We start from the raw sequence: 14,263 nt of genomic DNA on the forward strand, positions 1-14,263 counted from the left end.
ATTATCTATAGTAAATAACTTCATATTATGCGAATACTAATTTTACTGTTCATTCTAGGAATCACATCAATGAGTGCACAAACAGATACAGAAACTATCCAAAAAGAAATAGATAAAATGGTTTGGAAACCTTTCCAAATGGCCTTTGAAACACTAGACGGCGATGCCTTAAATGCCACCTATGCAGATCACGTATTACGCGTAACCCCACAGGGTATCGATACAGAAAATGCCTTTAAAAAAGGAAATGCTGAGCGTTTTGCGAGCAATCGTAAAAATGGAGATAAAATTAGTCTAGACTTTTGGTTTGACAGTAGAAAAACAAATAAAACTACTTCTTATGAGGTAGGTTTTTATCGTATAGGATTCACTTCAAAAGGTGGAGAAACACAATATAGTTATGGGCAATTTCACATTGTACTTGAAAAAATAAATGGACAGTGGAAAATCACACAAGACTGGGATACAGCTACTATTGCAGGAACACCAATTACGGCAAAAGAATTTTACAAAAAAGAAGCGTTACGTTTTTAGATTTACTCTGTCAATAATTGCTTAAAGCCATCTGTTACATATGTACTTGTTGAATTCTCTCCGTCAGAAAACACTAAATAAGCATCTATATCTTTTTGTATAGCTAGTATTGCTTTAGAACGCTCTACCCCCATGGCCATAAAGGCTGTTGCCCATGCATCTGCTTCGGCGCAAGTAGGTGCTATTACATTAGCGCTTAACATATTAATTTTTTCAGCACTTCCTGTTAGTGGGTTTATGGTATGTACGTATTGCTTTCCAGTAATAGAATCAATTCTATTTTTACGGTAGTTTCCTGAGCCTGCCATTGATTTATCTTCTAGTCGCAACGTTACTGTAGCTTGCCTATCTTGTACAGAAGAATAAATACTTTCTACACCTACTACCCAAGATTTATCTTTTAATTGATGTCTCCCTTGTGCGCGAATTTCACCTCCTAATTCAATGAGAAAATCAGGAATATTTTCATTTTGAAGAAAAGTAGCTATTCGATCTATCCCATACCCTTTTGCAACTGCATTAAAATCTATATATACTTCTGGATACTTCTTTTGCACAGTACCTTTTGGTGAAAGTGCTAACTTATCAAAACCAACATAACGCATCATAGAGTCTAAAACAATACTATCAATTATTGCTAGTGGTTTTGTGTCTCCAAATCCATAGGCATTACGCAAACTTCCAACTGTTGGGTCAAAATAACCGTTTGTCAATTTGTGTAGCTTTCGCGAAAGCGCAAATACCTCTTTAAACATCGTGTCTACAACAATTGTACTATCCCCTTTATTGATTTTAGAAATATCACTTTCTGGGATATAGGTACTCATAGATCTATTTACGACTTGCACTACAGAGTCAATCCCTTTTCTAATACGAGGTGATTTTTCATATTCACCAAAATACGTAACAGCATAGGTAGTTCCAAATGCCTCACTTTTAATCGAGATTTGACTAGAGGTATCTGTCTTACAAGAAGCAAGACAACATATTAGTAAAAGTAGCGTAATATATTTCATTATAAGATTTCTTGAAGTCCGTTATAAATCATGGCATAAGGCACATCCTTTTCCGCTGGGTGTTGATAGTTATCTCCATGACCTAATCCTACACCTGCATAAAAAGTACGTGCTTCAAATTTAAGCGCATGCTTTTTCATTTTTTGCATAAAAGCTTCATCATACACATTTGCATTATCTGGATATGTGATCGCCCTAACAATAACAAAGTGTAATTTTTTATCTTTTAAAGCCACAAATTGAGGGTCTTTTTTGAGTTTTGAATTTACACCCATAAACTCATATCCTTGTGCTTCTAAATCTTCCCCTACAATATTCATTGCAAGGTTATGTAACTCTTGTTCTGTAAGAAAAACTGCCATATTGCAAAGGTAACACCTATAGCGTAATTATACTTTGATTTTATACAAAAGAGCGCTTGTAACATTATAGAAATATAATATACTTATATGCTATATGTTTAAGTTTTTCAAAAATATCCTACTTAGAATTGTTGTCTACCCGTTTTGTGCTTTCTTATTTATTTTCAGTTATCAGTTAGTATTTGGAGATAACGATTATGCAAATCCAACTCAAGAAGCAAAAGCTATTTTACATGGAGTTGTAGGGTTACTATTTGCCCCAGTATATCCTGTTGTAGATAGTATTATTTTAATAAAAACATTTCTTAAAAAGAAAAAAATCAAGACTCATAGCATCTTATTTGAATCGTACCATTTCAAAGCTTGAAAATGTATAAATCGGAGTATCTAATGATGTTTTACCTTTTAGATCATACCAAGGGTTTATGTCTGCATCAGAAACGTTTTTAATGATATGTACACTTTGTGCAGGTGTGTTTCCTTGAAAAAACACGTAGCGACGTTCTCCTTGATTATTTTCAACGATATCACCTACCATCATTACATGCCCAGGAAATCCAGGATAAATCAACAAATCTCCAATCATCACATCAGATAAGTTATGTATTTTTTTTAATTCTTGTGACAAAGAATACGTACCTGCATAGGTGTAAATAAGATTGAGGTATTTATAAAAGTTTTCTTTAGAAATATTGGTTGCTGCTGTTTTTGAAAAAGTAACTTTATTTCCGTTGATTTTAGGACGATATCCTTGCGCATATTTTTGCCAAGAGCAATAATGTCCACTGGTAAATTTAAAACCTATTTCATCTTTTCTATTGGTCTCCCACAAATACTCAGATCGTAATCTTATAAGTGCATCAGCACATTGCTGTAATCCATTAGATGGGACTGGCACTTCCAATACACCTACATGACCCTGTTGAAAAATATAAGGATCCCCATCGTAATTGATTACTTCGGCATCTGCCTTTTTAAGTTGATAATTTTGAATATAATGAGAAAATGTACCCTCTTCAGGAATCACACGGGTATACCCTTCAGGAATCTTTACACGTGTTTTTATAGTCATTCCATCTTTATCTATCAAAGAAGTTGGCGTTACATAGGCCGTTACTGCTCCTTTAACTACCTTTCCTTCTCTTGAGAAATTCAAGAAAGCTAAGATGCCAAGTCCTGAGATTATGATGAAGAGTATTCCTTTTTTCATTATTTATATAACTATAAAAACCTCTATTTCTTATATTAATTAAATATACGCTTTCGCGAAAGCGCATAAAATCTACACAATAAAAAGCCTGACACAAAAATGTATCAGGCTTTTCCTATTACGAAATCTCTGCTTACGCGGAGAATATATTATCCTCCAAAGTCATCAAATCGGATATTCTCATCTGGGATACCAAAATCTTCTCCCATTTTCTGAACAGCATTGTTCATTAATGGAGGTCCACAGAAATATAATTCAATATCTTCAGGAGCTTCATGCTTGTTTAAGTATTGGTCTATTACTACTTGGTGAATAAACCCTACAAAACCATCTCCTTCACCTTCTGTGCTATCTTTTACTTTCCAGTTATCTTCTTCTAAAGGTTCTGAAAGTGCTAAGTAAAATTTGAAATTTGGAAATTCTCTCTCCAATTCACGGAAATGCTCTAAATAAAACAATTCACGTTTAGAACGACCACCGTACCAATAGGTAACAGTACGTCCAGTTTTAAGTGTTTTGAATAGATGATATAAATGCGAACGCATCGGTGCCATTCCAGCTCCTCCACCTACATATAGCATTTCTGCCTCAGACTCATTAATAAAGAACTCTCCATAAGGTCCAGAAATCACAACTTTATCTCCTGGTTTCTGAGCAAATATATAAGATGATGCAACACCTGGGTTTACATCCATCCATTGATTTTTAGCACGATCCCATGGTGGCGTAGCGATACGAACATTTAACATAATCTCACGCCCTTCTGCTGGGAAAGAAGCCATAGAATATGCTCTCTCTACCGTCTCACTATTTTTCATCACAAGCGGCCATAATCCAAATTTATCCCATTCTGCTTGGAATTTATCTGGTGTATCATGCTCTTCTGGATGCGCCGTAATATCAATATCTGAGTACTTAATTTCGCAATCTGGAATTTCAATCTGAATATACCCTCCAGCTTTATACCCCATATCTTCAGGAATCTCAACAACAAATTCCTTAATGAAAGAAGCAACATTGTAATTACGAACAACAGTAGCATCCCATTTTTTAATTCCGAATACCTCTTCAGGTATCGTAATATTCATATTCTGCTTTACCTTCACTTGACAAGCCAAACGTGCTCCATGAGCTAACTCTTTACGGCTAAAGTGAGGTGTCTCTGTAGGTAGCGCTTCTCCTCCACCTTCTAATACGTGGCATTCACACTGAATACAAGTACCACCACCCCCACAAGCAGAGGGCAAAAATATTTTGTTATTACCTAATGTAGAAAGAAGTGTGCTTCCTGAAGCTACTTCTACTTCTTTATCTCCATTTATAGTAATAGTAACTGGTCCTGAAGGAGACAGTTTTTGTTTTGTAAATAATAGTAACCCCACTAATAAAAGTGTGAGTACTAAAAAGGCAACAATCGTGGCGATTACAACGCCAGACATACTAGCAACTAATAACATATGATTATTCTTTTTCGTTTGTAGTTAAAACTAGCTCATCACTAGCCTCTTGTGTCATTTCTTTTACTGGGGTAACTTCTGCAACAGGTGTTGTCTCTTCTTCTTCATCACCTCCAGTTAACATTCCTCCAAAACTCATAAACCCAATAGCCATAAGTCCTGTAATAATAAACGTAATTCCTAACCCCCTAAGTGGTGCAGGTACATTTGAATATCTAATTTTTTCTCTAATTGCAGCAATCGCAAGAATGGCTAAAAACCATCCTATTCCAGATCCAATTCCATATGTAGTCGCAAGACCTAATGTTTGAATATCCCTTGACTGCATAAATAAAGATCCTCCAAGAATCGCACAGTTTACAGCAATAAGTGGTAAGAAAATACCTAATGAGTTATAAAGCGATGGAGAAAATTTCTCTACAACAATCTCTACCAATTGTACCATGGTTGCAATAGTAGCAATAAATAGGATGAAGGATAAGAAACTTAAATCGTAATCTGCATATTCAGGTCCTAACCAAGCTAATGCCCCATCACGTAAGATATACTGATCTAGTAGCCAGTTTAAGGGAACCGTTACTGCAAGTACAAATATTACTGCGGCTCCAAGTCCCACAGCTGTACTTACTTTTTTAGATACTGCAAGGTATGAACACATTCCAAGGAACGTGGCAAATACCATGTTATCTATAAATATCGATTTAAAAAATAATTCTAAATGTTCCATATTATATTTTTAAGGTGTACGCTTTCGCGAAAGCGTATTAAAACTCCTTTTAATTTTCTTCGATTAATGCTTTATTGCGTGAACGTTGTACCCATATAATAAGTCCAACAACAATCAGTGCCATAGGTGATAATAACATAAATCCATTATTCTCATATCCTGTAGCATATAATCCTGTTTTTTCTATTGGATCTCCTAATACTTTAAATCCAAGTAATGTACCTGAACCAAAAAGTTCTCTAAAGAATCCTACAATAATTAAGATCACTCCATACCCAAGTGCATTTCCTATTCCATCTAAGAAAGAACGCCATGGACCATTTCCTAAAGCAAAGGCTTCAAAACGTCCCATAATAATACAGTTGGTAATAATAAGCCCTACGAATACTGAAAGTTCTTTACTCAGTGAGTATGCATAGGCTTTCAAGACTTGATCTACAATAATTACAAGTGTTGCCACAACAACTAATTGTACAATAATTCTAATTTTAGAAGGAATGATGTTTCTCATAAGCGAGATGACTACATTTCCTACTCCCAATACAAATATTACAGAAATAGACATTACGATAGATGCCTTTAGTTGTGCTGTAATTGCCAATGCAGAGCAGATACCTAATACTTGTATTGTAATCGGGTTATCGTCTGCTAACGGATCAAGAATTAATTTTTGATCTTTTTTTGATAGTAATCCCATAATATTATTTCAAGTTTTGAATATGAGGAATATAAGATTTTAATGTACTCTTAAGCATGGCGCTTACGCCATCCCCAGTAATCGTTGCGCCTGCAAGTGCATCAACTTCATTATCATCTTTTGTTTCGTTTTTAGGATCGTTATTTCCTTTGGCAACTGTAATACCTGCATATTTATTGCCATTCATGATTTGTTCTCCAATAAAATCATCCATAAAGTAACGCTCCTTGATATTAGCTCCTAATCCTGGTGTTTCTCCTTTATGATCAAAAGTAGCACCTTGTACAATGAGTTTATCATCTAGGGCAACATATCCCCAAATAGCATCCCAAAGTCCTTTCCCATACATCGGGATTACGTAAAACTTTTTACCGTCACGTTCTCCTACAAAAAGAGGCATTTTACGCTCACTCTTAGAAAATTTGCTTTGCTTTTTCATGTCTATAGTAAAAGCTTCTTCACTCTTTTCTATATTACCACCTTGTATAACATACGTTTCTTTAATGTAAGTTTCATATGCTTCCTCTACTTTATCAGTTGGTATAAAATTTACTGAACCTGTATCATCTCCATTTTCATGAACACCCATAGCATATAAAATACTCTGTTGCTTTTCAAAGCGCTCGTTTTGCCTAATAGGTTCCTTAAGATATGTAGCTAAAAAAGCTAAAACACCTCCTACAACAAATACCATAACTGTTGCAAACCCTATTGTATATCCGTTTCCGTCTGTATTTGCCATGATTATGCTGTTTTAACTTTTAGACGTTTCATTCTTTTCTTCACATTCCCTTGTACCACATAATGATCAATAGTAGGAGCAAATACATTCATAAGAAGTATTGCTAGCATTACACCTTCTGGATAGGCTGGGTTAAATACACGAATCATTACAGAAATAAATCCTGCTAGAAATCCATATATCCATTTTCCTTTATTGGTTTGTGATGCAGTTACTGGATCTGTTGCCATATATACAGTTCCAAAAGCAAAACCTCCTATAATAAGGTGATGCCAGAATTCTGTACTCATTAGACTATAAAATTTACTGCTTTCTGCAATCCATCCTTGACTTACAACTCCGTTAAATATGAGTCCCATTGCAAGACCTCCTAATGCCATAGAAAGCATAATTCTCCAACTTCCAATTTTTGAGAATATTAAAAATAATCCTCCTAATAAAATCAAGATAGTAGACGTTTCTCCTACAGAGCCAGGAATAAAACCTAAGAACATATCTGCTACATCGTAATCGAAAGATTTGTTTTGAGCAAGACTTCCTAGGATAGTTTCTCCTGAAATAGCATCTGCTCCTCCAGCAAGTTCTTTGGCTTCTGTTACCCATACTTTATCTCCAGACATCCAAGTAGGATATGCAAAGAATAAGAAAGCACGAATGGTAAGAGCTGGATTTAAGATATTCATTCCCGTTCCTCCAAACACTTCTTTCCCTATCACCACTCCAAATACAACAGCTACAGAAAGCATCCATAATGGAGTGTCAACTGGTACAATTAATGGCACTAACATTCCTGTTACAAGATATCCTTCTTCTACTTCGTGACCCTTGATTACTGCGAAAATAAATTCTACAAGAAGTCCTACTCCGTATGAAACAACCACAAGAGGCAATACTTTCCAAGCTCCTTTACTAAAGTTTTGCATGCTCCAGAAATCTCCACTAAAAAAGCTTGTTACACTTTCAATTTCTCCTGCAGCAAGGTAATGTTGATATCCTGCGTTAAAAATACCGAAGATTAAACATGGCACTAATGCCATAATCACCGTATTCATCGTACGCTTTAAGTCATCCACAGCTCTAATATGAGAACCATTATGGGTTGTCTCATTAGGACTGTATAGAAAAGTATGAATCGCATTAAATGCAGGGGCCATTTTCTTGCCCTCATACTTCATTTTAATTTTATGTAAGTTTTGTTTTAATCCCATCACTTATCCTATTTCATTATACATCAAGTCAAGACCTTCTCTGATAATGTCTTGGTGCGGTTGTTTTGATACACAGATAAATTCTGTAAGTGCAAAATCTTCTGGTGCTACTTCATACATTCCTAAAGCTTCCATCTCATCAAGATCTTTTACCATACAAGCCTTTAAGATCTGTAATGGATAGATATCTAATGGGAATACTTCTTCGTAATTACCTGTAACCACAAAAGCACGATGTTCACCATTTGTATTGGTATCAAGATCATACTTCTTTTTAGGCTGCATCCAAGAGAATGTTAATGCTCTAGATGGTGATATTTTATTGAATACTGGCTTATTCCATCCAAACAACTCATAATCATCACCTTCTGGGATAGCTACAAATTCATTTGCATAATATCCTAAAGCACCATCTGGTTTTATTTGTTTTCCAGTAAGTACATTTCCTGAAATAAAACGGTTGGTATCTCCGTCTACTCCAGCATCATATGCAAATGTAGATACTTCTGCTCCTATGATTGTTTTGTAATAAGAAGGTTTTTTTACACCAGAACCAGCTACAGAAATAATACGAGTTGCATTAAATGTACCTGTAAGTAGTAATTCACCAATAATCACAAGATCCTGAGCAGCTACTGTCCATACAGTCTCTCCTTTATTGACAGGACTTAGTTTATTTATCAACGTTCCTACATTCCCAGCAGGGTGTGGTCCTTTTACAGTATGTGTTACTACATTATTCATTCCTGAGAAAATAGAACTACTAGCACCAACAGAAATATGCACACCTCCTGAGGTGAGTGCATTTAATGCATTTAATGCTGCTTGTAATGCTGCTTCTTTACCAGAAAGAACAAAATCTAAATCCGGAGCGAGTGGTGCCGTATTGTGTCCAGAAATGAAGATTGCCTTTGGCTCATTTACTGGATTTGCAACCACATCATATGGACGTTGTTTAATAAACGGCCATAATCCGCTGGATAAAAGTTTTTCTTTAATCGCTTCTGGAGATGCAGAAGCACTTAATTTTCCAAAATCTCTAGATCCTCCCGAATAATCTGCTTCAATCACAAGATCGGTGATAACACGACGTGCCCCACGCTTAATCTCTACAAGTGTTCCTGCTACAGGAGACACAAAACGTATTTGCTCTTGTGATTTTGAAAAAAATAACTCGTCGCCAACTTGAAGTTTTGCTCCTTCTTTGACAACCATTTTGGGAGTAACCAGATGAAAATCTGAAGGTCTGATAGTTACAGTTCTTGATCGTGGCCCCTCAGAAATACTTTTTTCTGCTTCGCCCACTAATCGTATATCTAGACCTTTTTTAATTCTAATGTCTTTTGACATATGTCAGTAGATTTTTGTTATCTAAAACCTTACTATTTTAAGGTGCGCAAATTTACAAATTTCTATACGTTTTTTCCACTTGGAAAATAGGGATCATATTATTTATAACCGTTCTAAATAATTAATTTTGATTATCTCTAAACAAATCACAAACATAAAGTATGTTTAAAGACGTTTATTAGTAATAAATTAACGAATAATAACGTGTTTGTTTAAGGGTACGCTTTCGCGAAAGCGTGTAAAAATTCACTCAATTTCTCGGTATAGATTTTGATTATATTTGACCCACAACTATCATTCTTATGAAATTACCTAAAATATCACCTTTATTACTTATTGTTTTTACTAGCTATTTGTCTTTTTCTCAAATCGCCGTAGAGACGCCTGAGCCTTCATATATTAAAACAATTCAGTTTAGAGGCGATACGTTTTTAGGGGAACTACCTACTATTAAGTTAGGAGATCCATTACAATTAAGTTTTGATGATATTATAGGAGATGAACATGATTATTATTACAAGATAACACACCATGATGCAGATTGGTCCCCTAGCAAATTAGCACGTTCTGAATTTATGAGAGGGATGGATAACGTACGTATATTAGATATTGAAAATTCTGTAGCTACCTTACAGATGTATTCTAATTACCACTTAAATATTCCAAATAAGTTCACACAAGCACTCACAAAAACGGGCAATTATTTAATAAGTATTCATAATGAAGAGGGAGAACTTGTATTTTCTAGAAAGTTTATGATCTATAATCCACAGTTTGCTGTCGGGGTTCAGATTAAAAGATCTAGAGATCTTAATTATGTAAATACCAAACAAGTGGTTCGTTTTTTTGTAGATGGAGGGGAGCAACTCATTATCAATCCAAGACAAAACCTTAAGGTTGTAATTATACAAAACAACAATCTTAAGACTGCTATTACTGGGATTGCACCTCAATTTACAGTAGGCAATAAATTAGAATATCGTTATGACCAAGAAACTGCTTTTTGGGCAGGCAATGAGTTTTTTAATTTTGAAAATAAAGATATACGCGGCGCTACAGCTGCCATACGCTATATAGAACTCAAAAGTTTATACCACAATTATTTGTATACAAATCCTACTCGTAAAGATATTCCGTATACATTTAATCCAGATATTAATGGAAATTTTGTGATTACAACATTACAAGGAAGAACTCCAAGATCTGAAGCAGAGTACGCATGGATTCATTTTAGTTTAAATCACACAGAATTAGATAAAGGAAAAGAATTGCATGTATATGGTAACTTTAATAATTATGTCACAAATGCATCTACCAAACTCACATACAACCCTAGAACTTATAGATATGAGTTACCAATGCTATTAAAACAGGGATTCTACAACTATAAGTATGTATTAGTAGAGGAAGATGGGACTATTAATAGGAAAGAAGCAATTAGCGGTAATTACTGGCAAACAGAAAATGATTATCAAATTCTTGCATATTATCGTCGTCCTGGAGGTCGTTTTGATGAACTTGTAGGCGTGGGAAGTAGTAACTCTTCGGTGATTACTAATTAACACAAAACTCCTATATTTATGGCATGAAGGAAACTTCGATAAAGCCCAATAGCCGAAAAGCCATCAAATACCGTGGAGTTGAATGCCTCAACTGTGCACATCCTCTGGATCTTACAGATAGGTTTTGCTCTTATTGCGGACAACTAAATACTACCAAAAGACTTACGCTTAAAGATTTTTTTAGTGAATTTGTTTTAAGTGTATTTACATATGATTCCCGTTTTAGGCATACTTTAAAAGATTTACTCTTTAAACCTGGTACTATTACACGCTATTATGTAGATGGAAAGCGTTTTCACTATGCAAATCCATTTCGTTTTTTCCTTAGCGCTAGTATCTTTTACTTTATTATTCTAGGTGTTTTATCATTCTTTAATACAGATTTTGACGAAGAGGAATTTAACTCTCCCTTTGTAAACATGAATATAAATAATAAAGAGGCTATAGAAGCAATAGATACCGCACTACAAGACTCTATACCTGAAATAAATGGAATTCCTGCTCAATTTAATGATGAAATAAGAACTGCTATAGAAGAAGCTAAAAAAGAAACGGAACGAAAAAAAGCTAAAAATGCCGAAAAAGATTCATTAGGCTACAAATATATTGCTCAAAAAGATATGGACACCCTAAATGGCGTTACTCGATTTTTTGAAAAATTTGAATTGTTTAGAGATTTCTATCAAGCAACAGACATAAGTAGTACTAGCAAAGCATTAGATAGCTTAAAATATGAAAAAACACGATTAAATGTTTGGCTATATGATAAGAACTATGCTATAGAACGTGTAGAAAAAGATCCTTTACGATTTGCAAATTACATGGCATCAAAGACGCCTTTCTTTCTATTTTTCTTTGCTCCCTTTTATGCTATATTTTTCTGGCTTATTTATTCCAAAAAGAGAGCAAACTATATGGAACATCTAGTTTTTATCTTCCATATTTTCAGTTGGATTTTTGTTGTTTTATTAATTTCTTTAATCCCTGATTCCTTTATTTCTAATGATAGTATTGTTGCTTCTATCCTACTTACGCTGATAGGTCCATTTTATTTTTATAAGGCCTTAAGAAACTTTTATAAGCAAAATCGCGTTATCACATTAATAAAATTTGTATTTTTAAATATTGTTTTTCTGATATCAACTTCAATATTTGCGTTGATATTCTTTGCATTAACAGCAGCTTTCTATTAAAAAGAGATGGTACAACAGGTCACAAGAGGCATAAAAATTTCAGTAGAAACTACTTTTGAAGGCACATTTTATAAAAATTATAAAATGCATTTTGCCTTTGGATATCGCGTGACTATTGAGAATCAAAGTAAAGATTCTGTTCAGTTAATGGCACGCCACTGGAAGATTTATGATTCTTTGAATTCACCTGAGATTGTAGATGGTGAAGGTGTTATAGGAAAAAAACCTGTTTTAAAGCCAGGAGAAAAACATACGTACAGTTCTGGATGTTTACTTACATCTCCTTTTGGTGCTATGGAGGGCTACTATCACATGGTCAATTTTACGACCACACGTAAGTTTAGAGTAAAAATACCTACGTTTAAACTAAGTGCCCCTTTTGCTTTGAATTAAAAGAAATATCTTTTCTCTCTAAATCAAAACGATATCTTTCACCTTCTTGCTCTATAGTACAATATGCGCAGTTACTATCATATACAAATGCGTAAGATTCAGTAATATCAAACCCTGAAGGGATTTGAGCAACCCCTTTACAATCAGGAATACCTGTTTCTGTAAATCGAGTAATAACAACACTCGTTTCTGTTTCTTTTTGCAAATGAAACCAAGCACTACTTCCTATACCTGTTAATAGTTGAGCACCTTCTGGTAATTTAATATCATCTTCCCCATCCTTAAAATAGGAATCTGGCACTTTTTTATCAAAATAGTTTGTTAGGTTTTCTTTTAAGGCCGTCGAGTTATAATCAGAAACAACGCCGTTATACACTTGATACACTTTACTTGAAGCACTTTTTTCTACATTCCCTACGGTACTAGGTGTAAATTTTTTATTATGGTTAAGCGCTTTAATAATATGTTTTTCTTCTGTAGATGCGAGTATTGTTTCTGTGACAAATCGTGCACAGTTACTGCCTAAGTTACCAAAAGCTTTATAAGGAACACTCCCTTGATCTTGAAGACTTTTAATATATGTATGTGCTTTTTCAAAGTTTACATGTTCGTTTAATGAAGCTACTAATCTTCCTGAACCATGTGTTTTTTCAGGATGTGCATCTAGCCACATTAGAAATTCTTCTAGATTTTCTAATGTTTCATTGATAACTTTTGCTTTAAACGGAATTTCTAACTCTGCATCTGTATTAGCTCCTCTTACTCTACCTAAGCCTTCTGGGGTTATATAGCGGCCAAAATCATAATAATACGTATTACCCGTCGCATTTTCTATAAGTACAAGCGCTGCATGGCCAGCCTTGATATGCGTGCGAGTTCCTAAACCTACTAGTGGCAGCAACTTACACATTAACTCATCAGACATTTTTACAAAAGTGTCTGGAAAAGCTAAAACAATTATTTTACCATTATACTTCACGCTGTTACTGTATCAAACTCGGCACGATGCACCTCATCTTTTTGCAAATCATAATAAGTCATTGCACAGTTGTCATCTACTTTTTCTACTTGTGTAACACTTACTGTTTTAAGCAAACCACGATCCAAAAGCACATCTGTATTTTTATCTCCTTCTCCTGCTGTAGTATGAAAATGATGCAAGTCGTCAACTCCAAAATTAGTCTCATTTGAAAATATATCAAACCAATCACGACGTTTTTGCTTCATATGAACATCATATAATGTAGAAGATGACCATATTTTAGGTTCACTTGGAAGCACTGTAATGTGTGCTTTTTTTCCATCCCACACTAATTCTGTAGCTTTTAAATCAGTACTCCAATCTATCGCTACAATTGTAAACGGCTCGATACCTTCGTAATCAAACGCATCTATGGCTGCACTTAAATCATTTGCTTTTAAAAGCTCTTTTACCACCACACCACGACTCATTTTGTATTTTTCCAACTTCACGTGATTTTCAAAACCTCCATTAAGCAGGCATATCATGCTACTTTTTTCAGAAATTCCTATCCAAGATCCACCAGCAACGGCATCTTTTGGAAACAACATTTTCACTCCATCAACGTCGTAAAAATCAGGTGGTAGCGTAGTACGCCCAACCGCTTCGTCACGATTAGAAGTTAGAATAAAATTAGAATTTCCCTTAGGAATATAAGTTACTGTACACATAAAGATTTGGTCAGAAAATTAGCACGCAACTTACAAAAAATTCTACGAATGTATACCACAATACCTTAATAGATTATAGATGTATGAGCTTTCGTACTTCGGTAGGCGATGCACAAACTT

General features: G+C 34.7%; 16 protein-coding genes. 5 read left to right on the forward strand and 11 right to left on the reverse strand.

Annotated features, from left to right (window positions below; translation table 11 throughout):
* Nucleotides 1-27: 27 nt before the first annotated feature.
* Complete coding sequence (locus Q1A01_RS09140) at nt 28-534, forward strand: hypothetical protein (protein ID WP_299679278.1); 507 nt, start codon at nt 28-30, stop codon at nt 532-534.
* A 2-nt stretch (nt 535-536) separates the two neighbouring features.
* On the opposite strand, the gene Q1A01_RS09145 is transcribed toward Q1A01_RS09140, so the two are convergent.
* Both Q1A01_RS09145 and Q1A01_RS09150 read right to left on the reverse strand, forming a co-directional pair.
* Complete coding sequence (locus tag Q1A01_RS09145) at nt 537-1,550, reverse strand: FAD:protein FMN transferase (RefSeq protein WP_299679281.1); 1,014 nt, start codon at nt 1,548-1,550, stop codon at nt 537-539.
* Nucleotides 1,550-1,912 (reverse strand): Na(+)-translocating NADH-quinone reductase subunit F, encoded by a 363-nt coding sequence (locus tag Q1A01_RS09150; protein ID WP_299679284.1) that lies wholly within the window; start codon nt 1,910-1,912, stop codon nt 1,550-1,552. Before Q1A01_RS09150 ends, Q1A01_RS09145 begins: the two co-directional genes overlap by 1 nt.
* A 94-nt stretch (nt 1,913-2,006) precedes the next feature.
* Here Q1A01_RS09150 and Q1A01_RS09155 point away from each other — a divergent pair, with 94 nt between their 5' ends.
* Nucleotides 2,007-2,279 (forward strand): hypothetical protein, encoded by a 273-nt coding sequence (locus Q1A01_RS09155; protein WP_299679287.1) that lies wholly within the window; start codon nt 2,007-2,009, stop codon nt 2,277-2,279.
* Here Q1A01_RS09155 and Q1A01_RS09160 read toward each other — a convergent pair.
* From Q1A01_RS09160 to Q1A01_RS09190, 7 genes are all read right to left on the reverse strand, one after another.
* A complete protein-coding gene (locus tag Q1A01_RS09160) occupies nt 2,250-3,122 on the reverse strand; it encodes a DUF4846 domain-containing protein (protein ID WP_299679290.1) in 873 nt (290 codons plus the stop codon). The genes Q1A01_RS09155 and Q1A01_RS09160 overlap by 30 nt on opposite strands.
* Before the next feature lie 149 nt (nt 3,123-3,271).
* Nucleotides 3,272-4,579 (reverse strand): NADH:ubiquinone reductase (Na(+)-transporting) subunit F, encoded by a 1,308-nt coding sequence (gene nqrF / locus Q1A01_RS09165; protein ID WP_299679293.1) that lies wholly within the window; start codon nt 4,577-4,579, stop codon nt 3,272-3,274.
* A 4-nt stretch (nt 4,580-4,583) separates the two neighbouring features.
* Complete coding sequence (gene nqrE / locus Q1A01_RS09170) at nt 4,584-5,306, reverse strand: NADH:ubiquinone reductase (Na(+)-transporting) subunit E (RefSeq protein ID WP_299679296.1); 723 nt, start codon at nt 5,304-5,306, stop codon at nt 4,584-4,586.
* A gap of 49 nt (nt 5,307-5,355) precedes the next feature.
* A complete protein-coding gene (locus Q1A01_RS09175; protein WP_299679299.1) occupies nt 5,356-6,003 on the reverse strand; it encodes an NADH:ubiquinone reductase (Na(+)-transporting) subunit D in 648 nt (215 codons plus the stop codon).
* Nucleotides 6,004-6,007: 4 nt separating this feature from the next.
* Nucleotides 6,008-6,745, reverse strand: a complete 738-nt coding sequence (locus tag Q1A01_RS09180; protein WP_299679302.1) for a Na(+)-translocating NADH-quinone reductase subunit C — start codon at nt 6,743-6,745, stop codon at nt 6,008-6,010.
* Nucleotides 6,746-6,747: 2 nt separating this feature from the next.
* Nucleotides 6,748-7,953, reverse strand: a complete 1,206-nt coding sequence (locus tag Q1A01_RS09185) for an NADH:ubiquinone reductase (Na(+)-transporting) subunit B (protein ID WP_299679305.1) — start codon at nt 7,951-7,953, stop codon at nt 6,748-6,750.
* A 3-nt stretch (nt 7,954-7,956) separates the two neighbouring features.
* Nucleotides 7,957-9,303, reverse strand: a complete 1,347-nt coding sequence (locus Q1A01_RS09190) for a Na(+)-translocating NADH-quinone reductase subunit A (RefSeq protein WP_299679308.1) — start codon at nt 9,301-9,303, stop codon at nt 7,957-7,959.
* Nucleotides 9,304-9,605: 302 nt separating this feature from the next.
* Here Q1A01_RS09190 and Q1A01_RS09195 point away from each other — a divergent pair, with 302 nt between their 5' ends.
* From Q1A01_RS09195 to apaG, 3 genes are read left to right on the forward strand one after another with little or no spacing between them, the layout of a single operon-like run.
* A complete protein-coding gene (locus tag Q1A01_RS09195; protein WP_299679311.1) occupies nt 9,606-10,865 on the forward strand; it encodes a DUF5103 domain-containing protein in 1,260 nt (419 codons plus the stop codon).
* 23 nt (nt 10,866-10,888) lie between these two features.
* Nucleotides 10,889-12,058: a DUF3667 domain-containing protein gene (locus Q1A01_RS09200; RefSeq protein ID WP_299679314.1), complete on the forward strand. Its 1,170-nt coding sequence runs from the start codon at nt 10,889-10,891 to the stop codon at nt 12,056-12,058.
* A 6-nt stretch (nt 12,059-12,064) separates the two neighbouring features.
* Complete coding sequence (apaG, locus tag Q1A01_RS09205) at nt 12,065-12,451, forward strand: Co2+/Mg2+ efflux protein ApaG (protein WP_299679317.1); 387 nt, start codon at nt 12,065-12,067, stop codon at nt 12,449-12,451.
* On the opposite strand, the gene Q1A01_RS09210 is transcribed toward apaG, so the two are convergent.
* Entirely contained in the window at nt 12,420-13,430 is a 1,011-nt protein-coding gene (locus Q1A01_RS09210) for a DUF6695 family protein (protein ID WP_299679321.1), read from the reverse strand. The genes apaG and Q1A01_RS09210 overlap by 32 nt on opposite strands.
* A complete protein-coding gene (locus Q1A01_RS09215; RefSeq protein WP_299679324.1) occupies nt 13,427-14,143 on the reverse strand; it encodes an NRDE family protein in 717 nt (238 codons plus the stop codon). Before Q1A01_RS09215 ends, Q1A01_RS09210 begins: the two co-directional genes overlap by 4 nt.
* Nucleotides 14,144-14,263 lie beyond the last annotated feature (120 nt).

The sequence above is a fragment of the uncultured Dokdonia sp. genome (assembly GCF_947492815.1).
GTDB lineage: Bacteria > Bacteroidota > Bacteroidia > Flavobacteriales > Flavobacteriaceae > Dokdonia.